The following is a 25,791-nucleotide window of genomic DNA, read 5'->3' as shown; positions in this document are numbered from 1 at the left end:
TCGACGTACAGGCGCGTCGGTGCTCGCGTCGGTGCTCGTGTCGTTGCTCGCCGCAGGTCAGCCGGCGAGGAGCTTCTTCACCGCGGCGGCGACCCGGCCGCCCTCAGCGAGGCCCGCGACCTTCGGGTTCACGATCTTCATGACCTGACCCATGGCACGCGGCCCCTCGGCACCGGCCGCCTTCGCCTCCTCGACGGCCTGGGCGACGATCCGGTTCAGCTCCTCGTCGTCGAGCTGCTTGGGCAGGTAGACGGCGAGGATCACACCCTCCGCCTTCTCCCGCTCGGCCTGCTCGGGGCGGTCGCCCTGGGCGAAGGCGTCGGCCGCCTCACGGCGCTTCTTCGCCTCGCGGCTGATCACCTTGATGATCTCCTCGTCGGAGAGCTCTCGCTTCTCCTTGCCGGAGACCTCTTCCTGCGTGATCGCGGTAAGGGTCAGCCGGAGCGTCGAGGAGCGGAGTTCGTCGCGCGCCTTGATGGCGGTGTTGAGGTCTTCCCTGAGCTTCGACTTGAGCGTGGTCATGGGATCGATTGTCGCAGGTGCGGCAAGCGGAACGCCCGTGGATTTCCACCGCTCCTTCCCGCCTGACACGATGGGAGCATGCGCGCGCGATACGCAGTACCCCTGGGAATCACGGCCGTTGCCGCCGCCGGCCTCGTCTACTCGGCGGGTTTCGAGACCCGCTCCTTCCGCCTCCGCCGGGTGACCGTGCCGGTGCTGCCCACGGGCATGCGCCCCCTGCGCGTGCTCCAGGTGTCGGACATCCACATGGTCGGCGGTCAGTACAAGAAGCAGCGCTGGCTGCGCTCCCTGGCCGGCCTGCGCCCCGACTTCGTGATCAACACGGGCGACAACCTGTCCGACCCGGAGGGCGTGCCCGAGGTGCTGGACGCGCTCGGCCCGCTGATGGAGTTCCCGGGCGCGTACGTCTTCGGCTCGAACGACTACTACGGCCCCAAACCCCGTAACCCCGCCCGGTACCTGCTCGAGAAGACCCAGGGCAAGCACGGCCTGAACGGCAACCCGCCCGCGGTCGACGTGATCCACAACCCGTGGGAGGAGCTGCGTGACGGCTTCGACACCGCGGGCTGGCTGAACCTGACGAACACGCGCGGCGTGCTGAAGATCGACGGCTTGTCCGTGGAACTGACGGGCCTGGACGACCCGCACATCAAGCGGGACCGCTACCAGCAGGTGGCCGGCGGCCCCTCGAAGACGGCGGACGTCTCGCTGGCCGTCGTCCACGCCCCCTACCTCCGGGTCCTGGACGCGTTCACGGCGGACGCGTACCCGCTGACCCTGGCCGGCCACACCCACGGCGGCCAGCTGTGCATCCCGTTCTACGGCGCCCTGGTCACCAACTGCGACCTCGACACGGACCGCGTCAAGGGCCTGTCGACGCACACGGCGGAGGGCCGGACGTCGTACCTCCACGTCTCGGCGGGCTGCGGCGCCAACCGCTACACGCCGGTACGTTTCGCCTGCCCGCCCGAGGCGACCCTGCTGACGCTGACGGCACGGGCGTAGCCCACTCGGGTCGCCCGGATCGCCCCTTTTGCCCACTCGCCCTAGCGTGAGGGCATGACCGCGCCGATACCCAGGGACATACCGGACCTCCCCGCGCTCCCGGGCGGACCCGGACTCCTCCCCTCCCCCGTCCCCGCCACGGCCGTGGTGACCCCGGTACGCCGCCCGGTGACGGCGGTCTTCCGCCTCCTCACCGCCGCCGCGGCTGCCGCGGCCGTGACGACGGAACTGGTCCTGGGCAGCCCCGCCCAGGTTCTCAGCCAGTTCACGATCCAGAGCAGCATCCTGCTGACCCTGGTCATGACCGTCTCGGCCCGCCGCGCCTGGACAGCCCGCCGCCCACTGCCCAGCGCCCTGGCAGGCGCCGCCCTCCTGTACGTGGTGATCGGGGCCCTGGTCCACCACATCCTGGTGGCGAACCCGTCGAGCCCGTTCACCACGCCGCCCTCCCCGACGGGCTGGCACGCCGTCACCGACCAGGTCCTGCATACGGCGATCCCGATCGCGGCCCTCACCAACTGGCTGCTCCTGACCGCCGCCGGCCACCTGCACCTGCGCCAGGCGGCACCGTGGCTCCTGTACCCCCTGGCGTACCTGACCTTCTCCCTGCTCCGAGGCGAGCTCCTCCTCCCGGGCTCACCGAACCGCTACCTCTACGCCTTCCTCGACGTGGACGAGCACGGCTACAAGAGCATCCTGGCCAACGCCCTCCTCCTCGGCCTGGCCTTCTACACCCTCGCCGTCCTCCTCATAACCCTCGACCACATCCGCCCGAACCCCGTCCACCACCGCGCCAAAACCGGATTTCGCCTGGGGCCACCGGTGGGCTAAAGTAAACGACGTCGCCGCGACAAGCAGGACAAGCAGCGACATCGGGGTGTAGCGCAGCTTGGCAGCGCGCTTCGTTCGGGACGAAGAGGTCGTGGGTTCAAATCCCGCCACCCCGACAGTAAAACGCCAGGTGAGGCCCGGTGCTGAGAAATCAGCGCCGGGCCTGCCTCGTTCTCCAGGGGCTCTCTGGAGAAATCTGGGAGAAGATCTTGGAGTCTGTCTCCGGATCAGCGCGGCTGCTAGACCCGTTCCAACGGGCGGTGAGGGAGAGGCGGGGTTTCGACCTGGATGGCATCGTCGGGGCGGACGATGCCTCCGTGTCGGACCACGGCCATGACACCGCTCTTGAATGTGAACTCACCGGTCACGGAGTCCATGGTGAAGACCTCGCCGAGCAGTCCCTTGCGGAAGTCGTTGATCTTCGCGCATGGGTTGCGCAGCCCCGTGACCTCGAGTACCGCCTGCTCTCCGAGATGGAGCAGAGCGCCGGTGGGCAGCCCCAGCAGGTCCACATCTCGCGTGGTGATGTTCTCGCCGAGCTGACCCGCAGAGACCTTGAAGCCCTTGAGCGCGAGCTCGCCGAAGAGTTCCTCGTGCATCAGGTGGACCTGGCGCAGATTGGGCAGGTCCGGCTCGTAGGTCATGCGGAACTGATGGCGGATCGTCTCACCTGCGTGCACGTCTCCCTCCACCCCGAGTCCTGTGAGCAGCCTGATGGAATCTCGATTGGGCTTGCTGAACGAGTACACCTCGTTACGGCTCACTGCGGCGACCTGGCCGGTCATCACGCCCTCCCCCCTGTGGTCGTTTCGCGGCAGTCGATCTTATTGGTGGGGCAACCAGCCTTGCGAGGAGGGCCCAGTGAGCGGGCCGGGCGGATGCTCCAGTACCGCTTCTGACGTCAAGAAGGTGTGACCCGACCCGCGCGGCTTCAAGCCCCGGATCCTGGCCAGTACAGACGCGTCAATCGCTCAACCTGGCCGCCTTCGCGGGTTCGGGCTCGGTGCCGTCCCGTGCGTCCTGCGCATGATCTGCTGTCCGTCCGCTCGCGGCCAGGACTGCGCACTCCGCCCACATCGTCTTGCCCAAGGGGTGGCGGGGTGTCGATCCCCAGCGCACCGACAGGACGTCCACCAGGAGCAGGCCCCGGCCCGACTCGCCCTCGGGGTACGAAGTGGGTGGGGTCGTAGGCGGACGTTTCGTGGAAGCGGCGTCCGAGACCTCGATGCGTACGAAGCCTGCGGCCGTGTCGAGAGTGAGCCGGAGTCCGAAGTCCCGTCCGGCGACCCGGCCGTGCAGCACGGCGTTCGCCGCGAGTTCACCGACGACGAGGGCGATCGTGCACGACGCGTCCGACGCCGGCGGGTGGCCCCACACCTCCAGCTGCCGGACAGCGAGACGCCGGGCGAGCTGCGCGCCTCTCGGTGAGGATCCGAACTGCTCGGCGAATGAGCGGAGTTCACTCGGCTCGTCACCCATTGCGGTTGTTTCGGTTGTTGCGGTCGCCACGGCTGGTCTCCGTCCTTGTCTGTTCTGTCTCGGCACATCTGGTTCGATGTCATTTCGCGACGTACACGAGACGTCACGTTCCGTACTCAAGAGTCGACTGATCGCTCTACGCTCGACAGGGGGCGCAGCCTTACCTTTCATCCCGTAAGGAACGGAAGTGACGCTTTGGCCAACGGAATTGACCCCAGTACGTCGATGGCGGCGCTCTTCGGCTCCCGGGTGCGCAGGCTCCGTACGGCGGCCGGACTGACCCAGCCCGAACTCGGTGCGATGGTGCACGTGGTGGGCACGCGGATCACGCAGATCGAACGGGCGTCCGGGGCGAAACCGACACTCCCGCTGGCCCGTGCGCTCGACGTGGCCCTCGAAGCGGACGATCTGCTCGTCGACCTGTGGCCCTACGTGTATCGGGAGGCGTTTCCCAACTGGTCGCGAAAGTTCATGGAGTACTCCGCGCGGGCGGTGGCCATCAGGCAGTACGCGGCCCATGTGGTGCCGGGTCTGTTGCAGACGGAGGACTACGCGCGGGCGCTGCTTCGAGTCGGGCGAACACTCGGCAGCGAGGAGCAGTTGGAGGAGCGGGTCTCCTTGCGCATGGGGCGCCAGGAGCGTCTTGGTACGCCCGACCGGCCCGAACTGTGGGCGGTCCTCGACGAGTCGGTGCTCAGGCGTCCGGTCGGCGGACAGGCGGTGATGCAGGAGCAGTTGGCGCGACTGCTCGGGACCGTGACGGAGCCTCACATCACCGTCCAGGTACTGCCGTTCGACCAAGGCGAGCACGATGCCCTGGGCGGCTCGCTCACCGTGCTCACCATGCCGGGCGGCTCGGAGATCGCGTACACGGAAGGCGCGCACTACGGCCAACTCGTCGAGGATCCGGACGAGGTCAGGAACTTGGCGCTGTCCTACGATCGGCTGCGGGCGGCAGCCCTGCCCCCGCTCATGTCGCTCGACATGATCCGATCCGTGATGGAGGACAACCACCGTGGAGCGAAGGTCCCGTCCCGATCTGAACGGCGTCGCTTGGCGCAGGAGCAGCTACAGCAATCAAGAGGGGGGCGATTGCGTGGAGGTGGCCGACGGGTTCCGGGGCGTCGTCCCGGTTCGTGACAGTAAGGCGCCGGACAGGCCGGAGTTGTGCTTCGGTGACGGCTCCTGGGCTGTGTTCATAGGTGAGTTGAAGGGCTGACACCGCCGTCGTCCGGGTGGCCGGGGCCCGGTCGCCGTCCGTCCTACGGGCTCACCGGGTCCTTGTTCGCGAGGGTCCGGCGGGCCACTGACCTCCTGAAAGAACCGGGGGAAAGAACTACCCGCCCACCCACCCTCCCCGGTCGCGAGCCCGCGTTCACCCGTCCGAGTGACCGGCTTGCAGGCGCGGGATGCGGGCGGTTACGTTCGCCGCGACCACCACAGACAAATGCGGCCCCCGGCCGGGATTCCCGTCCCGATCGAGGGCCTGACCGATCAGGAAGAAGACGCTTCCCAAATGGCTGAAACGCAGTCTAGTGCGCGCCTACGCGCCGGTGCCGGAGCGCCTACCTCCGGCGTGATCCACGTACGTACCCGCCTCACCTCCGACTTCACCGTGATCGCCAACGCCCTCGTCCAGCGACGCGGCAGCGCGGTCACCATCGGCGTCGCCGCCTACATCGCCTCCCTTCCCGACGCCTCGTCCGTGAGCATCACCGCCCTGTGCGAGCACTTCAGCGAGGGCGAGATCCTCATCTCGCGCGCCCTCAGGGAACTCGAGTCGGCGGGCTATCTGGAGCGCCGCCGCGAGCGGACCTCCACTGGGAAGATTCGCACCCGCACCTACTTCTACGACGTCCCCGGCGGCCATCCCGGCCCGGATCCGGATGGCCCTCCCGAACCGCGTCGGTCTCGTCAGCAGCCGGACATTTCGCAGGCGGCGGCCCCTTCCGTGACCTTGCGGGATGCCACGCCCGTACTCGCTCAGGCGGAAACCGAAAAACCAGCACCAGCAGCCCTCGGCGACGCCGATCCGCAGGCAGTCGCCGTGCTCACCGCGCTGCGGCGGGTCGACCCGCGCCTCGTCCTGTCCGCGCAGGAGGCCGTCCGGCTGGCCCCGGCCGTGGCCCAGTGGCTGGAGGCGGGTGTGGCGGCGCCCGAGATCACCGGGCTGCTCACCGCACGGCTTCCCGACACGTTCAAGGGACGTCCGGCAGGCATCCTTGCCTTCCGCCTCCGGGAGACGCCCCTTCCCGCGCCACCGCCGCTCCCCCTCAGCCCGATCACGCCCCGCCCACTCGTACTGCCCTTCCAGGACTGCGACGGCTGCGACCGGCCCTTCCGAGCGCCCACACCCGGACGCTGCCGGGACTGCCGACCGGGGGACCGGCTCCGGGCAGCGGGCTGAGGCGGTGAACGGGATTGCGGTCGGACCCCGGGTGGGAGGCTTGATGTGCGACGATGCGAGATCTTTCATCTACAACGGCACCAGCACCGGCACCGGGAGGAGGTGGAGCATGGTCGACAGGTTCGTAGACGGACTTTTGACTCCCACGGAGACGGCCTCCTATCTGCAGATTCCGCAGACGACGCTCGCCTCGTGGTTGAAGGGCAAGGCCGCCGGAGCGCCTCTCGTCCACCAGGTGGAGCCCTTGCGCAAGGGGCAGCCCTCGGTGCCGTTCATCGCGGTGGCAGAGGCACACGTGCTCCGTTCCCTGCGTTCCCTCGGACTCCGCATGAGTGAGATCAAGGAAGCCGCCGCCGCCGTACGGGACGCCTTCGACACCCCCTACGGCCTCGTGTCGAAACGCATCGCGACGGACGGTGTGGACATCTTCGTCGAACACGGTCTCGGGGATCTCCGCAGAGCCCGGGACGGCCAGGCTCCCATCCAGGAAGTGGTCTCCAGATATCTCCGTTACCTGAACTGGGACGCCGGCGACGACTTTCCCTCCAGCCTGCGGCTGAGGCAGTACCCGGAGTCCGTCCCTGTCGTGATCGATCCCAGGTTCGGCCACGGTCTTCCCGTGGTGGCCGCCAACCGGGTCTCGGTCAAGGCGATCACCGACCTGTGGGAGGCCGGGGAGAGCGTCGAGGACATCGCGTACGACTTCGCCATGACGCCTGAGCAGGTGGACGCGCTCTGCCAGGCAGTGGTGCACCTTGTCGCCTGAGTTCTTCCTCGACCGAAATCTCGGTCGCCGTGTCGCCGAAGGACTCAGGGCTTGCGGGTGGACCGTCCACCGCATCGGAGACGTCTTCCCCGACGACGGCCAGGACGTCGCCGACGAGGAGTGGATCGCTCATGGTCTCGACCGGTCCTGGGTCCCTCTCTCGAAGGACGGGCGGATCAAGACGCGAGACCTGGAGATCCAGCCCGTCCTGGAGCGTGCGGCGGTGCTCTTCTATCTCGACAACCAACAGCTTCCTGCCGCCGAGATGATCGAACGTCTCGTGGCGCGTCGTGACGCGATCCACCGGGCTGTCGAGAAGGGCGGCCCGGCTGCCTACGCGGTGAGGAGCGACCGCATCGAGCGCACGTGGCCGTAGCCGGTGGACCGAGCGCCCGGCGGCGGAGCGTCGTCGGCATCATCTGACCGTGAATCCGCTTCTCGACGCGCTTTCCAGAAGGCTCAAAGTCATGCCGTAGATGCCAGGTTGGAGCCCCCTTCTCAAGTAAGGAGCCGTCACTTCGTGGTGGCCCCACTACGCTCGCCGGTCATGGACTGGCTGGAGCGCACCGCGAACCTGAGGCAGTGGACGAGGAGCGGGGCCCGTGCTCCGCACAAGCCGTTGCTGTTTCTGTATGCGCTCGGTCGGTTCCAGCAGGATGCCGATGGTGAGTTGCGGTTCAGCGCGGTGGAGGAGGATCTGCAACGGCTGCTGGCCGAGTACGGATCGGCCAACAGGACGTCGCCCGCCTACCCGTTCCATCATCTGGTGAGCGACGGTGTGTGGGAGGTGCGCACCGAACGCGGACCAGGCAGCCCCGGCACTGGTGTGTTGGAGCTGCGGGCCGTCGGAGCCGCGGGGCGGCTGACGCCGGAACTGCGGGCGGCGCTGCGGCGAGAGCCGTCGTTGCTCGGCCGGATGGCACGGGTTCTGCTGGATCTGAACTTCCCGCCCTCGCTCCACAGCGATCTGTGCGAATCCGTCGGCCTGGACCTGGAGTTGGAGTTGGAGCCGGTGGAGACCGGACAGCTCTCGGCCGTCGTTCGGAGGCGACGGGATCCGCGGATGCGGGAGCAGGTCCTGACGGCGTACGAATACCAGTGCGCCTTCTGCGGCTACGACGGCAGGATCGGCGCGGTGCCGGTCGGGCTGGAGGCCGCACATGTGCGCTGGTGGGCGTTCGACGGCCCGGACGACGTCGACAACGGACTGTGCCTGTGCTCGTTGCACCACAAGCTCTTCGACAAGGGCGTCCTCGGCGTCGACGACCGTCACCGCATCCTGGTCTCGCAGCGCTTCGTCGGCCGGAGTCCTGCCGCCCGGGAACACGTCATAGCCCTTGCCGACCGCCCGCTCATAGGTCCCCAACCAGGCGCCCAGCCCGTCGCGGCCGTCCACCGCTCCTGGCACACCAGTCAGGTCTTCCACGGCAGCCCACGCCCCGCCACAATCACCTGATCGCATGCACCGGCTTACTTCGGGGGACCCCGACAACCATCAACTCCCGCCCAAAACCCGGCAACTTTCGATCACAACCCGACCGAAGTCAGTCCTACAATGCCCACCTACACCTGCTGCACGCCGCCGGCGCCTTCGTGCGATTCGGTTCGTGTGGTGGAAAACCGGGGGGTTTGGTGGGGGAACGAGGGTTGCCGGCAGGCGTGTTCGGGTTTGTCGTGTTGCGGGCGTGGGTGTATCGCGCGCTTCTCGGGGCCGCTCTGCTGACCGTGCTGCTGACCACGACCGTGTTGGCCACGCTCACCGCCTACTCGGGCGCGATCGGGGATGCCGCGTTGCGGCGGTCGCTCGGCGAGCAGCGGACCGCTGCCGAGGCCGCTCTGGTGGTCAAGGCCGATGTGCCCGCCGGGGAGCGGCAAGCTGCCGACGACGCCGTGCGGGTGGGGGCCCGTGCCATCTTCGACGGGCTGCCCGTGCGGGTGCGTACCCTGCCGCGTTCCGGTCCCTACGCCCTGCCGCCCTCGTCGCGGTCGGCCTCCGAGCGGGGCGGGAACCCGGATCTCACGTACTTCGCGGCCCTGGATCGCACGCAGGTGCGGACCATCGCCGGGCGGCTTCCCAAGGCCGCCGGGACCGGCGGGACCGGCGGGACCGTCGAGGCCGCGCTGCCGCAGAGTGCCGCCCGGCAGCTTCGGGTGGCGCCCGGCGACCGGCTGACCGTCACCGACCAGCTGCACGGGCCTGCCGTGCGGGTGCTGATCACCGGCGTGTACCGGGCCGTGGACATCCGGGCGCCCTACTGGCAGTTGGACGATCTGGGCGGTCGCGGTGTGCAGGCGTCGAGTTTCACGACGTACGGCCCGCTGCTCACCGGTGCGGGCGTGCCGGCGTCGGGACGGGTGAGCGTCGGGGCGTCGGGATGGCTGGCGTCCGCCGACTACTCCTCGCTGACGACCGAGCGGATCGGCGCGCTGCGCGAGGCCGTACGTGCGGGGAGCGCCCAGTTGCGCAAGCAGCCCTCGCTCAGCGGGGCGACCGTCGCGGCCACCGCGTTGCCCGACGTGCTGGACCGTATCGAACGCTCCCTGCTCGTCACACGGTCCAGCATGCTGATCGTCGCCGGTCAGCTGGTGCTGCTCGCGGCCTGCGCCCTGTTGCTCGTCGCTCGGTTGCTCAGCTCCGAGCGCACGGCCGAGACCCGGCTGCTGCGTGCGCGCGGTGCCACCCGGGCGCGGCTGGCGGGCCTGGCCGCGCTGGAGGCCCTGCTGATCTCCGTACCGGCGGTGGTGTCGGCGCCGTTGTTGTCGGGGCCGTTGACGCGGTTGCTGGTCGGGCAGGGTGCGCTGGGCCGGACCGGGGTGCGGGTCGAGGTGCCGGTCGGGGGTCGGCCCGAGGTGTGGGTGGTCGCCGCCGGCGTGGCCGCGCTGTGCGCGCTGGCGGTGGCCGTCCCCGCGTGGCGGGCGTCCTTCGCGGACTCGGGCGCGGAGCGGGCGGGGGCGCTGCCCGCTTCCGTGCGCGGCGGGGCGGACGTCGGGCTGGTCGCCGTGGCCGGTGTCGCCGTCTGGCTGCTCGGCAGCCAGGACTCCGGTGCCGTCACCGCCGACCGTGAGGGGGTCCTCGGCGTCGATCCGCTGCTGGTGGCGGCGCCCGCCCTGGTGCTGCTCGCCGGAACGGTCCTGGTGCTGAGGCTGCTGCCCCTGCTGGCGCGGATCGGTGAGCGGCTGCTGGCCCGTGGGCACGGGCTGACGGCGGCCATGGTCGGCTGGCAGTTCAGCCGTCGGCCGATGCGGGGCGCGGGTCCGGTGCTGCTCCTGGTCATCTCCGTGGCGCTGGGCGTGATCGCGATCGGGCAGAGCGCGTCCTGGCACCGTTCCCAGGCCGACCAGGCCGACTTCCGGGCGGGCGCCGAGGTGCGCGTACTGACCGCGGGAGGCGGCGGTGTGGGCCGTACGGACGTCTACGCGGCCCTTCCGCACGTCGACGCGGTCGTCCCCGCCGCCCGTGGCACCGTGTCGCTCTCCGGCAGCCGCACCGCGACCGTCGTGGCCCTGAACACGGCGGAGGCGGCCGGGACGGTGCTGGCGCGCGGCGACCTGACGGAGGGTCCGCTGCTCGCCGGGCTCGCGCCGCACGGAGTGCCCGCCGGCATCGACGTACCGGCGGGCACGGCCCGGCTCACGCTGACCGCCACCCTGCACAGCAGCACGCCGGGGCCGGCCGCGGACGTCACCCTCACCCTGCGGGACCGGCACGGAACCTCGTACGACATACCGTCAGGAAGCCTCGCCGCCGACGGCCGCCCGCATCCGCTGACCCCCGATCTGGGCGGCGCCCGGGGCCCGTTGGCGCTGACCGGGCTCACCCTGACCCTGTCGCAGCCGGCCGACCGTGCCGACCGGCACCGTCTGGTCCTGGGCTCGCTCACGGCGACGACGAGCGACGGTGACGTCCGGCGGCTGACCCTGCCGACGAAGTGGGCGACCTCGTTCGAGGCCGACTCCATCGCCTTCGCCCCCGACGACAGCGCCCGGCCGACCCGGCCCCGGATCACGTCGACGGCACCCCTCACCATGACGTACAGCACCGGATACCTGCCGCCGGACGTCCCGCCGACCTCCGTGCCCCTGGACGTCCGGCTGAAGGTGCCGCAGCCCCCGACGCCGGAGATCCTCGCGGTCGCCACCCGACGGTTCCTCAGCGCGTCCGGCGCGCGCGAGGGCCAGCGCGTGGAGGTGACGTTCGACGGCCGTTCCGTGCCCGTACGCATCGTCCGTACCGCGAGCGCCCTGCCCACGACGGACACCACCACGGGGATCACCGCGGGGACCGCCGCCACGACCGCCTCGACCACCGCCTCCAGGACCACCGCGACGGACGGCGGGGCCCTGATGGTCGATCTGCGGGCCGTCAACCGGGTGCTGCAGGCCCGCTACGGAACCGGTCTCGCGCCCACCGAGTGGTGGCTGCGCACGACCGCGCCCGCCGCCGCGGCAGCTGCCGTGCGGGCCCTGCCCGACGTCGAGCCGGAGCAGGTGGTGGTGCGCGACGAGACAGCGGCTCAGCTGCGCGACGACCCCTTCGGGGCGGCCCCGGAGGCCGCGCTGCTCGGGGCGGCCGGGGTGACGGTGCTCTTCGCCTCGCTCGGCTTCGCGGTGAGCGCGGCGGGCGCGCTGCGGGCCCGGGACGGCGAGTTCGCCGTGCTGCGCGCCCTGGGGACACCGCGCCGTCGGCTGGTCCGGCTGGTCGCGGTGGAGCACGGTGTGCTGGTCGCCCTGGCGCTGCTGGTCGGCACGGCCCTGGGCGCGGTGCTGACGTACGCGCTGGTTCCTCTCGTCGTCCTGACCGGGCAGGCCACCCGGCCGCTGCCGCCGGTGCTGGTCGAACTCCCGGCCCTGCGGCTGGCCGTCCTGCTGGCGGCCCTCGCGGCGGGCCCCGCCCTCGTGACCGTGGCCCTCGCGCTTCGGCGGGCGAAGCCCGTGTCGACTCTCAGGGACGAGGTGACGCAGTGACCACGACCGCCCAGCCGGGGCCCCCTGAGAGCGGGGGGACCAGAAAAGTGCCTTCGCGCGTACGGGCCGGGGTGCGGGCCCGGCTGGCGGCCTTCGCCGGTACGTCGGTGGCGCTCGCGCTGCTGGTGGCGGTGACCGCCGCGCTGGCCGCCGCGTATCCGCGTGCCGTCGACCGGTACGGGGACGCGGGGCTGCGCCGGGCGGTCGAGCAGGCGTTTCCCGACCGGACGACCGTGCGCGTGGACGCGCCTCCACCCTGGACGGACACCGCCGAGGAGGCCGAGGCCGCCCTGCGCCCCGGTGCGCTGGCCGCCGCGCGGGCCAAGGTCCTCGCCACCCCCAGGGCGCCGCTGGTGGCCGACCGGGCGCAGTCGTCGTACGGCGTGCGCACGACCGTCGGCCTGGTGGCGTCCGACGCCTGGCTGCCGCAGCCCGCCGGCATCCCCGCCCAGCTGATGCTCGCCGCCCAGCAGGACCTGGCCTCCCACGGCCGGCTCAGCGCGGGCCGGCTGCCCCGGACCACGGGCGGACCGGTGACCGCGACGACCGGGCTCGTCGAGGCCGCCGTCACCACCGAGACCGCCCGCACGCTCCACATCCGGGCGGGCTCCGTGATCCACCTGCCGAGACCGGCGGGCGCCCCGCTCGCCGTCCGGGTCACCGGGATCGTCGTGCCGCGCACGCCCACGGGCGCCTACTGGTCGACGCTGCCGGTGCTGCGTAAGCCCGCGCTGAGCCGCCTGCCCGGCGCCCAGCTGTCGGAGGTCTACTGGCTCGGCGGCCTGCTCCTCGCCCCCGACGCCGGCCCGGTCCTCCTGAGCACCGCCGGTGTCCCGCACCGCTACTGGCACGTGGCGCCCGACCCCGCCGCCCTGCGCGGCCGGGATCTCGGCCGGCTGGCGTCAGCCGTGGCCGCGTTCGAGTCGGGCCCGGGAGTGCAGCGCCTGCGGACGGTCGTCGACCCGCGCCTGGAGGCCGGGACTAATCTCGACGAGGTCCTCGCGGACCATGCCCGGCTGCGGTCGGGGATCGAACCGCTGTTCCTCCTGGCCGCCGTCGGGACCGGCAGCCTCGCCGTGATCGTCCTGGCCATGGCCGGCGGTGTGGCGGCCGATCGCCGCCGCGCGGAGCTGGCGCTGCTGCGGGCCCGTGGCGCCTCACTGCCCGGCATCGCCCTGCGGCTGCTGGCGGAGACGGCGGTGGTGGCCGTACCGGCCGGCGCCCTCGGGCTGACCGCCGCCCTGCTCGTCCTGCCCGGCGCCCGCACCGCGCCCGCCGTCGCCGCCGCCCTCGCCGTCACCCTGCTCGGCTGTCTGTCGCTCCCCCTGCGCGGTGTGGTGACGCACCGCACGGTACGGATCCACGAGGACCGGGACGACCTCACCTCCGCCCGGCCGACGCGGCGCCGTACGGTGGCCGAACTGACCGTGCTGGTCATCGCGGTGGGGGCGGTCGCCGCACTGCGCCGACAGGGATCCGGCAGCACCGGTCTGGTCGCCGCCGCCCCGCTGCTGACGGGAGTGGTCGCGGCCCTGCTGCTGGCCCGTCTGCACCCCCTGCCGCTGCGGGCGCTGAGCAGGGCGACCACGCGTATGCGCGGCCCGGTGATCCCGCTGTCGCTGGCCCAGGTGGCCCGCGCCCCCGGCTTCGCCGTGCTGCCGCTGCTCGCCCTGCTCACCGCCCTGACCACGGCCGCGTTCGGCGGCTCGGTCCTGGCCGGGGTCACAGCCGCCCGCGACCGGGCGGCCCTGCTCGCCGTCGGCGCGGACGGCCGTGTCGAGACCCCGACAGGTGAACTCCCCGGGGCCATGCCCGACCGCGTCCGCGGGCTGCCCGGCGTACGGGACATGACGGAGGCGAGCGTGATCAACGAGGCGAGGCCCCAGGAGGGCAGCCAGGCGGTGCCACTGGCCGGCGTGGACCCCGCTGCCTACGCGCGCCTGTCGCACCGTACGGGGCTGGGCTCGTTCGACGCGTCGGCCCTTCGGCCGGAGGGCGCCGGTACGGCAGGCGGCGCCGACCGGCCGCTGCCCGCGCTGGCCTCACCCGGCGTGGCCGAGGAGTACGGCACCGGCCCCTACCCCGTCCTGCTCCCGGACGGCACCTCCGTCACCGTCCGGATCGTCCTGGTCCGGGAGCGCACCCCGGCCGTCGTCGGCGACGACTTCCTGGTCGTGGACCGGGCCGCTCTCTCCCGCGATGTGGCGCGTACGACGACGCTGCTGCTGACCGGTGACGCCCTGGACGGCCGGGCGCTGCGCTCGGCGGCGGAAGGCACGACGGCGACCGTCCGGCTGAGCGGCGAGGAACGCGCGCGGCACGTCGACTCACCTCTGCAGTCCGGCGCTGAACGCGTGTTCGGAGTCGCGGTCGCCGCGAGCGCCGGATACGCGGTCCTCGCCCTGCTGCTGACCGTGCTGCGTACCGCGCCCGAACGAGGCGCCCTGCTCGCCCGGTTGCGCACGATGGGCATGAGCCGGTCCCAGGGCCGCCGACTGCTGATCCTCACGGCTCTCCCCCAGGCGTTCCTGGCCACGGCGGGCGGTCTGCTGACCGGCTGGGCCGGCATTCACCTGCTGTCGCCCGGCGTCGACCTCACGGCCATCGCCCTGGCCTCCTCGTCCGCCCTCGACGGACTCGACGGGGCCGCGCTGCGCGCCGATCCGCTCTCGCTGGCGGTTCCGGCGCTGACCGTGCTGCTCCTGGCCGTCGGCGTTCCCGCGGGCCAGGCCTGGTGGACCGGCCGGCGTGGCTCGGTGCGGGAACTGAGGGCGGGTGACGACTAGCCAGTGGACATCAGCGGACATCACCTGACCAGCAACGACCGACGAGTGGCGAACCGTCAGCCCAGGAGCAGCCGATGACCAGCACCCCCACCTTCCATGAGCTCACCGACCGTGCCCTCGCCGCGCGCGACGCCGCCGTCTACGGTCACGACGCCCTGATCACCTGCGACCGGCTGGTACGTATCTTCTCCGCCGACGGCGTGGAGGTGCAGGCGTTGCAGGGCCTCGACCTCCTCGTCCGCAAGGGGGAGCTCATGGCCCTGGTCGGCGCCTCCGGCAGCGGCAAGTCCACTCTCATGAACATCCTGGCCGGACTGGACAGACCCAGCGCCGGCGTGGCCCGGGTCGCCGACCACGACCTGGTCACGATGTCGGCCAAGGAACGGCTCGCCTACCGCCGCAGGACCGTCGGCTTCGTCTGGCAGCAGACCTCGCGCAATCTCCTGCCCTATCTCACCGCCGCGCAGAACGTCGCCCTGCCCCTGCAGCTGGCCGGCGGGCGGGGGCGGCGCCGGGGGATGGCCGAGCGCGCCATGGAGCTCCTCGGCCTGCTGGAGGTCGCCGAGTGCCGCGACCGTCGGCCGTACCAGATGTCAGGCGGTCAGCAGCAGCGCGTCGCGCTGGCGGTCGCCCTCGCCAACGATCCCGCGGTCCTGCTCGCCGACGAGCCCACCGGCGAACTCGACTCCCACACCGCCGAGCAGGTCTTCGCCGCGTTCCGCACCGCCAACGAGGAGCTGGGGACGACCATCGTGATCGTCACCCACGACCAGTCCGTGGCCGGCGAGGTCCGCCGTACGGTCGCCATCCGGGACGGCCGCACCTCGACGGAGGTACTGCGCCACAGCGAGGTCGACTCCGCCACCGGCCAGGAGAACCTGGTCGCCCGCGAGTACGCCATGCTCGACCGGGCCGGCCGCCTCCAGCTCCCCGCCGAGTACACCCGGGCCCTGGGGATGCGTGACCGTGTCGCCCTGGAACTGGAACCCGACCACATCGCCGTCCGCCCGGACGACACACCGGCCCAGCGTCCCGGCGGCGGCCCTACGACGCCGTGATCTCGCCGTCCTTCAGCTCCAGCACGCGGTCGGCGAGGTCGAGAAGCGTTCGGTCGTGGGTGGCGACGAGGGCCGTGATCCGTTCGCTGCGGACGACCGCGCGCAGCAGTTCCATCACCGAGTGCCCGGTCTCCGCGTCCAGCTGACCGGTCGGCTCGTCGGCGATGAGGATCGAGGGGCTGTTGGCCAGGGCACGGGCGATGGCGACGCGCTGGCGCTGCCCGCCCGACAGCTCGCCCGGGCGCTGCGCGGCATGGTCCGCGAGCCCCACGAGAGACAGCAGCAGCTCGACGCGTTCCCGCCGCTCGCGCGGGTCCGCCCTGCGCAACCGCAGCGGCACGCCCACGTTCTCGGCGGCCGTCAGGATGGGGATGAGCCCGAACGACTGGAAGACGAAGCCGATGCGCTCCCGGCGCAGTGCGAGAAGGGCGTCCTCGGTCTGGTCCCGCAGGTTCAGCCCGTCGACGGTGACGTCTCCGCTGTCCGGCTCGTCCAGGCCGCCGACGATGTTGAGCAGGGTGGTCTTGCCCGAGCCCGAGCGTCCCTTGAGAGCGACGAGTTCCCCCCGGGGGACCTCGAAGGAGACCCCCCTCAGCGCGTGGACGGCGCTGACGCCCCGGCCGTACGACTTGTGCACATCCGCCACCCGCAGCATGGCCGCGGTCACCACCTGACTCATCGCGCCCCCGTACGCTCCGCCGATCGAGCAGTGCGCCAGTCTCTCACCCGGCACCACGACCGGCAAAGCACTCCGCCGGTACCTGGGCCCCGGGCCGTTGTCGCTTCTGTCGGGGAATGGCACGGCGGCGCCCGACACGAGGCAGACTGGCGAAACACGGTAAACAGGTGGACAGGTAGAACAGACAGGGCTGCACATGAGGAAACCGCAGATCGACTACGCGGCGGTCTTCCGGGCCCTGCCCGGCATGGTGGCCCTGCTCACCCCTGAACTGGTGTACGCCGACGCCAACGACGACTTCGTACGGCTGTCCGGGCGTACCCGTGAGCAGCTGCTGGGCCGCTACATCTTCGACGTCTTCCCCGAGAACCCGAACGAGCCGGACGCGGCCGAAAGCATGCGGGAGACCAAGACGTCGATGCTCCGTACGGTGGCCACCGGCGAGCGGGACACGATGGCGCTGCTCCGCTACGACATCGAGGACCCGGAACGGCCCGGCCACTGGCAGGAGCACTACTGGAGCCCGGTCAACGCGCCGGTCCTCGACTCCGCCGGGCATGTCGCCCTGGTGGTGCACCGGGTGGAGGAGGTCACCGAGTTCATCCACGCCTTCGGCGTTCCGGACGGTGACAGAAAGGCCCACGCGCTGGAGGCCGAGCTGTACACCCGGGCCCGCGAACTGCAGGAGGTCAACGAGCGGCTGCGTACGGCGCACGCCCATGAGCGTGAGGTCGCCCTGGCGCTGCAGGCGGCGATGCTGCCCCCGCCCGGCCCGACCGGGCCGCACGCGGCAGCCGTGCGCTACCAGCCCGCCGTCGGCACGCTGAACGTGTGCGGCGACTGGTACGACCTGGTCGATCTGCCCGGCGGAGGCCTCGCGGTCGCCGTCGGTGACGTCGTCGGCCACGGTCTGGCGGCGGCCTGCGTGATGGGCCAGTTGCGCAGCGCGCTGAGCGGCGCGACCCGGGTCTCGGGCGGGCCCGCCCAGGCTCTGGACGCCCTGGATCTGTACGCCGGCTCCGTCGAGGGCGCACAGTCGGCCAGTGTCGTGACGACGTTCATCGACTGGGACAGCCGCACCATCACCTACAGCTGCGCCGGTCATCCTCCGCCGGCCCTCGTGCACCCCGACGGCAAGGTCGCCTTCCTCGACGGGGCCACCGACCCACCGCTCTGTGCCAGACCCGAGCCCACCCCACGCCCCGAGGCCCGTACGCCCTTCGCCGAGGGTTCCCTCCTGGTCCTGTACACCGACGGCCTGATCGAACGCCGCGACGAGGACATCGACACCGGTCTGACCCGGCTCTCCGACTCCCTCACCCACCACCGGCGCGCGACCCCCGAGGCCCTGGCCGACGCACTGCTGACCGACCTCCTGCCACCCGCGGGCCACACCGACGACACCGCCCTGATCGTCCTGCGCCTCTGAAACGTCCCGTGCGACCCCGAGGACGGCTCCGAGCGCGACCTCGACAGCTTGGCTACGCTGGCCTCAAGTTCACATAAGCCCTTATTGGGATTATGTTTCACTTTGTGCCAGAACTGCACAAAAACTTAAAGGAACCGAACATGAGTCTCGGTACCGGCCGTTCAGTCACCCTCACCGTCGTCGCCGTCGCCGTCGGTACGTCCCTTCTCGGAGCCTGCGGCGGCCAGAGCGCCGGTGGTGACGGGGGTGACAGCATCAACGTCGGGGTGCTGATGCCCGGGGGCGGCGACTCCCGGTTCGGGCGGTTCGACCGGCCGCTGATCGAGAAGCAGGTCAAGGTGCTGTGCCCGGACTGCCCCGCCGCGACCGTCGCCGCCACGTCCGACCCGACGATTCAGCAGCAGCAGTTCGAGGCCATGATCACCCGGGGTGTGGACGTGGTCATCCTCGCGGCCGTCGACCCCCAGCTGATGCGTCCGTCCGTCGAGGCCGCGCACCGGGCCGGCATTCCCGTCGTCGCCTACGACCGGCTCGCGGAGGGACCGATCTCCGGGTACGTCACCTTCGACGGGGCGGAGGTCGGGCGGCTCCAGGCCGAGGCGCTGCTGAAGGCCATGAGCGCCAGGGGCCCCGGCCGGCGGATCGTCATGATGAACGGGGCCACCACCGACCCCAACTCCGGCTGGTACAAGGGGGGTTCCCTCTCAGTCCTCAAGGGCAGGGTGACGATCGGCAAGTCGTACGACACCGTCGGGTGGCGGCCCGAGAACGCCTACGTCAACATGACCGGCGCCATCGCCGCCCTGGGCGCCGAGAACATCGACGGCGTGCTGTCCGCCAACGACACCATGGCCGGCGCCGTGATCTCCGCCCTCAAGGCCGCCAAGGTCGCGAAGCTGCCCCCGGTCACCGGTCAGGACGCCGACCTCCTGGCCGTACAGCGCATCGTCAGGGGCGAGCAGTACATGACCGTCTACAAGCCCTACAAGCGCGCGACCGACGCGACCGTGGAGATGGCCGTCGCCCTCGGCCGCGGCGAGAAGGTCGGGGCCATCGCCACCGGCAGCGTCGACAGCCCCACCACCAAGGACGTACCGGCGGTTCTGCAGCCGTCCGTCCCGGTGACCGCCGGCGATATCGGGAGGACCCTGGTGAAGGACGGTATGTACACCGTCGATCAGATCTGTACGCCCGCTCTCCGGTCGGCCTGTGACCGGGCCGGACTCACCTGACCCATCCGAAGGAGGTGGACCCGTGCCCGGTCAGCCCCTGCTGGCGTTGCGCGGTGTCTCCAAGCGGTTCGCCGCCGTCCAGGCGCTGGTCGACATCGAGCTGGAGGTCGCGGCCGGGGAGGTGGTCGCCCTCGTCGGGGACAACGCCGCCGGCAAGTCCACCCTGGTCAAGGTGATCTCGGGGGTCGGGCCCCCGGACCGGGGGGTCGTCGAGTGGGAGGGCCGCGCCGTCCAGATCCGGCGCCCCCAGGACGCCCGGCTGCTGGGGATCGCCACCGTCTACCAGGACCTCGCGATGTGCGAGAACCTCGATGTCGTCGCCAACCTCTTCCTCGGCCGGGAGATCCACCGCTTCGGCGTACTCGACGAGGTGGAGATGGAGCGCCGCACCCGCGAGCTGCTGCACACCCTGTCCATCCGCATCCCCGACGTACGGGTACCGCTCGCCGGCCTCTCCGGCGGTCAGCGGCAGGTCGTCGCGATCATCCGCTCGTTTCTGGCCTCGCCCCGGCTGCTGCTGCTCGACGAGCCCACCGCGTCCCTCGGCATCCAGCAGACCAACCAGCTCCTCGACCTGATCGAGGAGCTGCGCGACCAGGGGCTCGGAGTGCTGCTGATCAGCCACAACATGAGTGACATCAAGGCCGTCGCCGACCGGGTCGCCGTCCTGCGCCTGGGCCGCAACAACGGCCTCTTCGACGTCAACACCACGTCCCAGGAGCAGATCATCTCCTCCATCACCGGCGCGGCGGACCACGCCGTGGCCCACCGGCCGCACCCCGACGAGGTGTGGCCGTGAGAGGTGCGGCTGTGAAGGACGCCGCTGTGCGAGGTGTGGCCGGGAAGGTGAAGCCGCGTCTCGTCGCGGGCGTCGGCGCCGTGCGGCGCAGGGCGCGCGAAGGCGGGCTCGGTCCCGCCCCGGTGCTGCTCGCTCTCGCCGCGACCTGGGTGGTCTTCCAGTGCCTCAACGACCACTTCCTCTCGCCGCGCAACCTCTCCGTCCTCAGCGTGGACATCGTCGGGACCGGCATGGTCGCCGTGGGCATCGTCTTCGTGCTGCTGATCGGTGAGATCGACCTCTCCGTGGGCTCACTCGCCGGACTGGCGGGCGCGGTGTTCGCGGCGCTCAACGTGAACGTCGGCATGACGGAATGGCTGGCCGTCATCATCTCGGTGGTCTGCGGTACGGCCATCGGGGCGATCCACGGGTTCCTCTTCGCCCGGTTCCGCGTACCCGCCTTCGTCGTCACCCTCGCCGGGCTGCTGGCCTGGAGCGGTCTGATGCTCTACCTGCTGGGGCCGGACAACACCATCCACTTCGGTGAGGACGGCCTGGTCGCCCAGCTGACCAGCCGGTACATCGGCGCCCCCGTCCTCACCTACGGCCTGGCGACGCTCTGCACGGCCGCCTACCTGCTCGTCTCCCTCCGGGACCGCGGCCGTCGGGCCGGCGCCGGGATGCCGTGCCGGCCGGTGGGCGAGATCTGGGCGCGTATGGCCCTGCTCGCGGCGATCGCGTTCACCACCGTCGCCGTACTGAGCCGCTTCGAGGGGTTGCCGCTGGCGCTGCTGATCTTCCTGGCGGTCATCGTCGCCTCGGACCTCGTGCTGCGCCGCACGCCCTACGGGCGGCAGGTCCTCGCGCTGGGCGGCGGTGCGGAGGCGGCCCGGCGGGCGGGCCTGGACGTGACACGCGTACGGATCTCGGTGTTCATGGTGTCGGGGGCCCTGGCGGCGTTCGGCGGGCTGTTCGTCGCCTCGCGGTTCACCTCGGCGAGCCCGGTCTCGGGCTCCGGGATGCTGCTGATCAACGCCGTCGCCGCGGCCGTCATCGGCGGCACCAGTCTGTTCGGCGGGCGCGGCTCGACCTGGTCCGCGCTGCTGGGCGTGCTGATCATCCAGTCCATCGCCTCGGGCATGGCGCTGGTGGGCGTGCAGACAGCGGTCCAGTACATGATCACCGGCGGGGTGCTGATCACCGCCGTCATCTTCGACTCGCTGGCCCGGCGCACCCCTGAGTCACGCGGACGGGCCTGAGCGCGGGAGTCGCATGATCGGATGACAGGTTCTTCAAAAGTTCTTCATCATGTCCGTTCTACCGTCGGGCTGTCCGCCGCGTTCGTGGCCGGACGCGACAGGACTACGGGGAGATACCGATGAGGACGAATCGGGTACTGCTGGCCGCGGCGGTCTCGGTCATGGCGTTGGCGCTGACCGGCTGCGGGGGCGACGACGGCGACTCGAAGGTCCCCTCGGCGGTGACCGGGGGAGCGTCGACGTCCGGCTCGTCGGCCGGGAGCAGCGGCGGGAACGGCGCCGGGGACGATGTGGCCGCTTACGTGGCGGCCCAGGGCAAGTACGTGAAGTGTCTGCGGGACAACGGCATCGACGCGCCCGACCCGGACGCGAAGGGCAACATCGACTTCGGCGGCGGCGACAACCTGCGGGCCCTGAAGAAGGACCCGAAGTTCAAGACCGCCTCGGTGGCGTGTGCCGAGTATCTGACGGCCGTCCCCGAGAGCGTCGAGAAGGGCAACCAGCCCGCGCTCACCGCCGCGCAGATCAGGGTGAAGCAGGAGTACGCCACCTGTATGCAGAAGAACGGCGCCGCCGACTTCCCCGACCCGGGTGCCGACGGTCTGGGCCAGGGCGAGTGGGACCAGACGTCGGCCGGGGCCAAGCGGGCCACCCGCGTCTGCGGGCCGATCGTCGGCGTTCCGGCGACCGCCGCGCCCGGCAAGGGCTGACCGTGGCGGAGACGGACACCGTGACGCACTTCGACGACGACACCGAACCGGCGGAGACCGAGCCGCCTCGCGGGACGCGTGGCCGGCGTACCGCGCTCATCGCCTGTGCCGTGGTCGTCGTGGCGGCCGTCGCCGTGGTCGGGGCTCTCGGGCTCGGCGGCGGCGAGGAGAAGGGCCCGAGCGCACCGCCCCGGGCCGGTTCGGTCGTTCCGGTCACCCGGGCGACGCTCACCGAACGCACGGACGTGGACGGGCAGTTGGGCTTCGGTACGGAGATACCGCTGCCGGTGAAGGCGACGGGCACCGTGACCTGGCTGCCCCAGCAGGGCGCGACGGCCGAGCGCGGTGACACGCTGCTGCGGGTCGACGACCGTCCCGTGGTGCTGCTGTACGGGTCGATGCCCATGTACCGGGATCTCGGCCTCGCCGCCGCGTCCACCGAGACCTCCACGTCCGCCGGGGCCGGAGCCGATGCCGGAGCCGGGGCCTCGGATTCCGCGTCCCCCGCCCCCACCTCGGGGACCGGGACCGGAGCAGGAACCGGAAGCGGAAATGGAACCGGAAACAGTGCGCCCGCGCCGCTCACCGGTATGGACGTCCTGCAGTTCGAGACCAACCTCGCGGCGCTCGGCTACACCGGCTTCACCGTGGACGAGAAGTTCACCGAAGCCACCGTGCGGGCCGTCAAGCGCTGGCAGAAGTCGCTCGGGCTGGCCGAGACCGGGACGGTCGGTGTCGGGGACGTCATCTACTCCGCCGGCAAGGTGCGCATCGGTCAGCCGGGGGCCCGGCTCGGCGCGGCCGTGGGCGAGAACACGCTGACGTACACCGGTACGGCACGCAAGGTCGTCGTCAACGCCTCTGCCTCGGACGCCGGTTGGGCCGTACGCGGCACGGTCGTCGGGATCGCGCTGCCGGGCGGGAAGTCCGTACGGGGCGAGGTGGCCTCGGTCGGACGGCAGGCCAGCGCGCCCGAAGGGGGCAGCGCCGAGGGCGAGTCGGGTGCGGGCTCCGCGACCCTGCCGGTGACCATCACCATCGCGGACCAGAAGTCCGTGGGGCGGCTGGAGAGCGGACCCGTGACCGTCGAGTACGTGGGCCGCGAGGTCAAGGACGTGCTGAGTGTGCCGGTCGCCGCGCTGGTCGCCCTCGCGGAGGGCGGGCACGGTCTGGAGACCGACGACGGCCGGTTCGTCGCGGTGAAGACGGGACTCTTCGCGGACGGGAACGTGCAGGTCAGCGGTTCCGGGGTCACCGAAGGCATGAAGGTGAGGATCCCCGAGTGAGCGAGCCTTCACCTCCGGACGCGTCAACTCCCGCCGCGACCAAGCACCTTGCCGCAACTCCCTTCACAGCAACGCCCGTTGTCGAGTTCGACTCCGTCTCCAAGACCTATCCCGGCGGGGTCGCCGCCGTCCGTGACGTGAGTCTGCGGATCGGGCGCGGTGAACTGGTCGGTGTGGTCGGGCCGTCGGGGTCGGGCAAGTCGAGCATGCTGCATCTCATGGGGAGCCTGGACCGGCCCTCGGCGGGGCGGGTCCTGGTCGACGGATACGACGTGGCGAAGCTGTCCGACCGGGAGGTCTCCGCGCTGCGGGCCACCCGGATCGGCTTCGTCTTCCAGCAGTTCCATCTGGCCGTCGGTGTGCCGGTGCTGGACTCGGTCGCGGACGGTCTGCTCTACACGGGCATGCCGATGCGCCGCCGCCGGGCCAGGGCGTCGTCCGCGCTGTCCAGGGTCGGGCTCAGCCATCGCGTCCGGCATCTGCCGCACCAGCTCTCCGGGGGCGAGCGGCAGCGGGTCGCGGTCGCCCGTGCGGTGGTCGGCGGCCCGTCGGTGCTGCTCGCGGACGAACCGACCGGCAACCTCGACTCCGTGTCGGGAGCCGCCGTACTGGAACTGCTGCGCGAACTGCACGCGGCCGGGACGACGGTCGTGGTCATCACCCACGACCTGGAGATCGCCGCCCAGCTCCCCCGCCGTATCGAGATGCGCGACGGCCGACTGGTCAACGACACCCTGCAGCAAGCGAGTTCGGGTACAGGTTCGGATACAGGCACGGGTACGACGATCGGGGCTCATCGGTGACGGACCGCTCGGAGATGTCCAGGCCGCCACTGCGGGCGGCGCGGCTTCGGCCCGCCGATGTCGTACGGCTCGGTGGGACCGGGTTGCGGACACGGCCGCTGCGGGTGTTCCTGTCCGCGCTCGGGATCGCCATCGGGGTCGCCGCCATGGTCGCGGTGGTCGGTATCTCCGGGTCCGGACAGGCGGAGGTGGACCGGCGGCTGGACGCCCTGGGGACGAACCTGCTGCGGGTCGCCCCGGGCGAGTCCCTCACCGGCGAGAAGACCAAGCTGCCCTACGAGGCTGTCGCGATGGTCCGGCGTATCCCGCCCGTGGAGCGGGTGACCGCCACCGGCGCGGTCGGTGCCAGCGTGTACCGCAACGAGCGCATCGCCATCGGGCGGACCAACTCGCTGACCGTGCTGGCGTCCGGCACCGATCTGCTGCCGGCCGTCGGCGGGGAGATGAACCGGGGCCGCTGGCTGGACTCGGCCACCGACAAGTACCCGGCGGTCGTGCTGGGCGCCACGGCCGCGCAGCGCCTGGACGTGTACACCCCGGGGACCCGGCTGTGGATCGGGGGCCGCTGGTTCTCCCTGATCGGCGTCCTCGAACCCGTACCGCTGGCACCGGAGCTGGACAGTGCCGCGCTGGTCGGCTGGCAGGCGGCCCGGAGCTATCTGCGCTTCGACGGTCATCCGTCGACGGTGTACGTCCGTGCCGAGGACAGCCAGGTGACCGCCGTACGGTCGGTGCTGGCGGCCACCGCCTACCCCGAGAAGCCGGGCGAGGTGCAGATCTCGCGGCCCTCCGACGCGCTCGCGGCCCGCGAGGCCACCGAGTCGGCGCTGACCGGGCTGCTGCTCGGGCTCGGCGGGGTCGCGCTGCTCGTCGGTGGGGTGGGGGTGGGCAACACCATGGTCATCTCGGTGCTGGAACGCCGGCCGGAGATCGGGCTGCGTCGCGCGCTCGGGGCGACCCGGGGGCAGATCCGGACGCAGTTCGTGACGGAGTCGCTGCTGCTGTCCCTGATCGGCGGGCTCGGCGGGACGGTGCTCGGCACGTTCATCACGGCGGGCTACGCCCTCAGCCGTGACTGGCCGACGGTCGTTCCGGCCTGGGCCAGCGTCGCGGGCATCGGCTCGACCCTGCTCATCGGCATGATCGCCGGGCTGTATCCGGCGGTCCGGGCGAGCCGGCTCGCTCCGACGGAGGCGCTGGCCGGCACATGACCACCACCGGGCGTTCTGGCCGACGCTCCGGTGGTACGGAGCGGGGGCGGACCCGAGAACCGGGACCGCCCCCGCTGTCGCGCTGTTCTGTGTGCCTACTTCACTGTGCGAGCCGTACCGGGCGGATCAGAAGCCGCAGTACACGCTGCTGCCGTTGTCGCTCAGCAGGTCGTCGCGGATCCAGCCGGTGACGCCGGTGGAGTCGTTCCGGACGAACGTCCAGGTGCCGCCCTCACCGGAGGTCCAGCAGTGGTAGTCGAGCGACTGGGTGTTGTAGGCGATGCCCTTGATCGTGCAGCCGGTGCTGGAACCGCTGCGCTCGTTGGCCCCGTTGGCCGTCTTGTTCCAGGAGCTGCCGTCCTTGTCGGCCACGGTGGTGCCGCACGAGGCGGACGCACTGGCCGGCGAGGCGATGGACAGCGGAACGGCGATGGCCACGGCCGCGAGTGCGGGAACGACGGCCGCGAGTCGACGCTTCATTTCATACCCCCTGTATGTGATTCGTCGGCGCTGCGAATGGAGAATGCAGCGGCCCCTGCGACCCCCTGCTGTGACTGGGGCCTCAGTGACTTAAGTACGATCACC

General features: G+C 71.3%; 24 protein-coding genes and 1 tRNA gene. 20 read left to right on the top strand and 5 right to left on the bottom strand.

Features of this window, described 5'->3' with window-relative positions; translation table 11 throughout:
- Positions 1-57: 57 nt before the first annotated feature.
- The gene (locus tag PV734_RS23395; protein ID WP_319092713.1) at positions 58-522 is read right to left on the bottom strand and encodes a GatB/YqeY domain-containing protein; all 465 of its coding nucleotides are present in this window, start codon (positions 520-522) and stop codon (positions 58-60) included.
- 78 nt (positions 523-600) lie between these two features.
- Here PV734_RS23395 and PV734_RS23390 point away from each other — a divergent pair, with 78 nt between their 5' ends.
- From PV734_RS23390 to PV734_RS23380, 3 genes are all read left to right on the top strand, one after another.
- On the top strand, positions 601-1,527 hold the full coding sequence (locus PV734_RS23390; RefSeq protein WP_319092714.1) for a metallophosphoesterase: 927 nt from the start codon (positions 601-603) through the stop codon (positions 1,525-1,527).
- Between the two features lie 54 nt (positions 1,528-1,581).
- Positions 1,582-2,358: a Pr6Pr family membrane protein gene (locus PV734_RS23385; protein WP_319291466.1), complete on the top strand. Its 777-nt coding sequence runs from the start codon at positions 1,582-1,584 to the stop codon at positions 2,356-2,358.
- Between the two features lie 42 nt (positions 2,359-2,400).
- Positions 2,401-2,474 (top strand) — tRNA-Pro (locus PV734_RS23380).
- Between the two features lie 123 nt (positions 2,475-2,597).
- On the opposite strand, the gene PV734_RS23375 is transcribed toward PV734_RS23380, so the two are convergent.
- Positions 2,598-3,143 (bottom strand): MOSC domain-containing protein, encoded by a 546-nt coding sequence (locus PV734_RS23375; protein WP_319291463.1) that lies wholly within the window; start codon positions 3,141-3,143, stop codon positions 2,598-2,600.
- Between the two features lie 178 nt (positions 3,144-3,321).
- Positions 3,322-3,837, bottom strand: coding sequence for an ATP-binding protein (locus tag PV734_RS23370; protein ID WP_319291460.1), 516 nt, complete (start codon positions 3,835-3,837; stop codon positions 3,322-3,324).
- 225 nt (positions 3,838-4,062) lie between these two features.
- Here PV734_RS23370 and PV734_RS23365 point away from each other — a divergent pair, with 225 nt between their 5' ends.
- The 9 genes from PV734_RS23365 to PV734_RS23325 all read left to right on the top strand — a co-directional run bounded on the left by PV734_RS23365 (position 4,063) and on the right by PV734_RS23325 (position 15,819).
- Positions 4,063-4,977 (top strand): helix-turn-helix transcriptional regulator, encoded by a 915-nt coding sequence (locus tag PV734_RS23365; protein WP_319093044.1) that lies wholly within the window; start codon positions 4,063-4,065, stop codon positions 4,975-4,977.
- Positions 4,934-5,056: a DUF397 domain-containing protein gene (locus tag PV734_RS23360; RefSeq protein ID WP_319291457.1), complete on the top strand. Its 123-nt coding sequence runs from the start codon at positions 4,934-4,936 to the stop codon at positions 5,054-5,056. Before PV734_RS23365 ends, PV734_RS23360 begins: the two co-directional genes overlap by 44 nt.
- A 297-nt stretch (positions 5,057-5,353) precedes the next feature.
- Positions 5,354-6,244 (top strand): hypothetical protein, encoded by an 891-nt coding sequence (locus PV734_RS23355; protein ID WP_319291454.1) that lies wholly within the window; start codon positions 5,354-5,356, stop codon positions 6,242-6,244.
- 109 nt (positions 6,245-6,353) lie between these two features.
- Positions 6,354-7,010, top strand: a complete 657-nt coding sequence (locus PV734_RS23350; RefSeq protein ID WP_319092746.1) for a DUF433 domain-containing protein — start codon at positions 6,354-6,356, stop codon at positions 7,008-7,010.
- Complete coding sequence (locus PV734_RS23345) at positions 7,000-7,386, top strand: toxin-antitoxin system, toxin component, PIN family protein (protein WP_319291452.1); 387 nt, start codon at positions 7,000-7,002, stop codon at positions 7,384-7,386. Before PV734_RS23350 ends, PV734_RS23345 begins: the two co-directional genes overlap by 11 nt.
- 171 nt (positions 7,387-7,557) lie before the next feature.
- Positions 7,558-8,466 carry a phosphorothioated DNA-binding restriction endonuclease gene (locus tag PV734_RS23340; RefSeq protein ID WP_319291896.1) on the top strand — a complete coding sequence of 303 codons (909 nt, stop codon included), beginning with the start codon at positions 7,558-7,560 and terminating at the stop codon, positions 8,464-8,466.
- A 203-nt stretch (positions 8,467-8,669) separates the two neighbouring features.
- Positions 8,670-11,975: an ABC transporter permease gene (locus tag PV734_RS23335; RefSeq protein ID WP_319291449.1), complete on the top strand. Its 3,306-nt coding sequence runs from the start codon at positions 8,670-8,672 to the stop codon at positions 11,973-11,975.
- 47 nt (positions 11,976-12,022) lie between these two features.
- Complete coding sequence (locus tag PV734_RS23330) at positions 12,023-14,761, top strand: FtsX-like permease family protein (RefSeq protein WP_319092749.1); 2,739 nt, start codon at positions 12,023-12,025, stop codon at positions 14,759-14,761.
- Between the two features lie 74 nt (positions 14,762-14,835).
- The gene (locus tag PV734_RS23325) at positions 14,836-15,819 is read left to right on the top strand and encodes an ABC transporter ATP-binding protein (RefSeq protein ID WP_319092750.1); all 984 of its coding nucleotides are present in this window, start codon (positions 14,836-14,838) and stop codon (positions 15,817-15,819) included.
- Here PV734_RS23325 and PV734_RS23320 read toward each other — a convergent pair.
- Positions 15,806-16,498, bottom strand: a complete 693-nt coding sequence (locus tag PV734_RS23320; protein WP_319092751.1) for an ABC transporter ATP-binding protein — start codon at positions 16,496-16,498, stop codon at positions 15,806-15,808. The two genes, PV734_RS23325 and PV734_RS23320, sit on opposite strands and share 14 nt — an antisense overlap.
- A gap of 196 nt (positions 16,499-16,694) precedes the next feature.
- On the opposite strand from PV734_RS23320, the gene PV734_RS23315 reads away from it, so the two are divergent.
- The 8 genes from PV734_RS23315 (at position 16,695) to PV734_RS23280 (ending at position 25,206) form a co-directional block, all read left to right on the top strand.
- Entirely contained in the window at positions 16,695-17,927 is a 1,233-nt protein-coding gene (locus PV734_RS23315; protein WP_319092752.1) for a PP2C family protein-serine/threonine phosphatase, read from the top strand.
- 140 nt (positions 17,928-18,067) lie between these two features.
- Positions 18,068-19,159, top strand: a complete 1,092-nt coding sequence (locus PV734_RS23310) for a sugar ABC transporter substrate-binding protein (protein WP_319291446.1) — start codon at positions 18,068-18,070, stop codon at positions 19,157-19,159.
- A gap of 22 nt (positions 19,160-19,181) precedes the next feature.
- Entirely contained in the window at positions 19,182-19,958 is a 777-nt protein-coding gene (locus PV734_RS23305; RefSeq protein ID WP_319092755.1) for an ATP-binding cassette domain-containing protein, read from the top strand.
- 26 nt (positions 19,959-19,984) lie between these two features.
- A complete protein-coding gene (locus PV734_RS23300) occupies positions 19,985-21,196 on the top strand; it encodes an ABC transporter permease subunit (protein WP_319291893.1) in 1,212 nt (403 codons plus the stop codon).
- Positions 21,197-21,315: 119 nt separating this feature from the next.
- A complete protein-coding gene (locus PV734_RS23295; protein ID WP_319092757.1) occupies positions 21,316-21,906 on the top strand; it encodes a hypothetical protein in 591 nt (196 codons plus the stop codon).
- Positions 21,907-21,908: 2 nt separating this feature from the next.
- Positions 21,909-23,192, top strand: coding sequence for a peptidoglycan-binding protein (locus PV734_RS23290; protein WP_319092758.1), 1,284 nt, complete (start codon positions 21,909-21,911; stop codon positions 23,190-23,192).
- Positions 23,189-23,995: an ABC transporter ATP-binding protein gene (locus tag PV734_RS23285; RefSeq protein ID WP_319092759.1), complete on the top strand. Its 807-nt coding sequence runs from the start codon at positions 23,189-23,191 to the stop codon at positions 23,993-23,995. The genes PV734_RS23290 and PV734_RS23285 overlap by 4 nt, the downstream gene beginning before the upstream one ends.
- Positions 23,996-24,009: 14 nt before the next feature.
- Positions 24,010-25,206 carry an ABC transporter permease gene (locus tag PV734_RS23280; RefSeq protein ID WP_319092760.1) on the top strand — a complete coding sequence of 399 codons (1,197 nt, stop codon included), beginning with the start codon at positions 24,010-24,012 and terminating at the stop codon, positions 25,204-25,206.
- A 126-nt stretch (positions 25,207-25,332) separates the two neighbouring features.
- On the opposite strand, the gene PV734_RS23275 is transcribed toward PV734_RS23280, so the two are convergent.
- Positions 25,333-25,686, bottom strand: coding sequence for an SH3 domain-containing protein (locus PV734_RS23275; protein WP_319092761.1), 354 nt, complete (start codon positions 25,684-25,686; stop codon positions 25,333-25,335).
- Positions 25,687-25,791: the final 105 nt, after the last annotated feature.

Origin of the sequence: Streptomyces sp. AK08-02 (genome assembly GCF_033795085.1) — a bacterium.
Taxonomy (GTDB): Bacteria; Actinomycetota; Actinomycetes; order Streptomycetales; family Streptomycetaceae; genus Streptomyces; species Streptomyces echiniscabiei.
The sequence above is the reverse complement of the archived record's forward strand: the minus strand, read 5'-3'. Positions and strand labels throughout refer to the sequence as shown.

Bases quoted from the DNA above. Each gene is read 5' to 3' on its own strand.
- PV734_RS23355 (WP_319291454.1), top strand. From the start codon at position 5,354: ATGGCTGAAACGCAGTCTAGTGCGCGCCTACGCGCCGGTGCCGGAGCG.
- PV734_RS23365 (WP_319093044.1), top strand. From the start codon at position 4,063: ATGGCGGCGCTCTTCGGCTCCCGGGTGCGCAGGCTCCGTACGGCGGCC.
- PV734_RS23295 (WP_319092757.1), top strand. From the start codon at position 21,316: ATGAGGACGAATCGGGTACTGCTGGCCGCGGCGGTCTCGGTCATGGCG.
- PV734_RS23310 (WP_319291446.1), top strand. From the start codon at position 18,068: ATGAGTCTCGGTACCGGCCGTTCAGTCACCCTCACCGTCGTCGCCGTC.
- PV734_RS23275 (WP_319092761.1), bottom strand. From the start codon at position 25,686: ATGAAGCGTCGACTCGCGGCCGTCGTTCCCGCACTCGCGGCCGTGGCC.
- PV734_RS23395 (WP_319092713.1), bottom strand. From the start codon at position 522: ATGACCACGCTCAAGTCGAAGCTCAGGGAAGACCTCAACACCGCCATC.
- PV734_RS23350 (WP_319092746.1), top strand. From the start codon at position 6,354: ATGGTCGACAGGTTCGTAGACGGACTTTTGACTCCCACGGAGACGGCC.
- PV734_RS23315 (WP_319092752.1), top strand. From the start codon at position 16,695: ATGAGGAAACCGCAGATCGACTACGCGGCGGTCTTCCGGGCCCTGCCC.
- PV734_RS23320 (WP_319092751.1), bottom strand. From the start codon at position 16,498: ATGAGTCAGGTGGTGACCGCGGCCATGCTGCGGGTGGCGGATGTGCAC.
- PV734_RS23280 (WP_319092760.1), top strand. From the start codon at position 24,010: ATGTCCAGGCCGCCACTGCGGGCGGCGCGGCTTCGGCCCGCCGATGTC.
- PV734_RS23340 (WP_319291896.1), top strand. From the start codon at position 7,558: ATGGACTGGCTGGAGCGCACCGCGAACCTGAGGCAGTGGACGAGGAGC.
- PV734_RS23390 (WP_319092714.1), top strand. From the start codon at position 601: ATGCGCGCGCGATACGCAGTACCCCTGGGAATCACGGCCGTTGCCGCC.
- PV734_RS23370 (WP_319291460.1), bottom strand. From the start codon at position 3,837: ATGGGTGACGAGCCGAGTGAACTCCGCTCATTCGCCGAGCAGTTCGGA.
- PV734_RS23325 (WP_319092750.1), top strand. From the start codon at position 14,836: ATGACCAGCACCCCCACCTTCCATGAGCTCACCGACCGTGCCCTCGCC.
- PV734_RS23385 (WP_319291466.1), top strand. From the start codon at position 1,582: ATGACCGCGCCGATACCCAGGGACATACCGGACCTCCCCGCGCTCCCG.
- PV734_RS23375 (WP_319291463.1), bottom strand. From the start codon at position 3,143: ATGACCGGCCAGGTCGCCGCAGTGAGCCGTAACGAGGTGTACTCGTTC.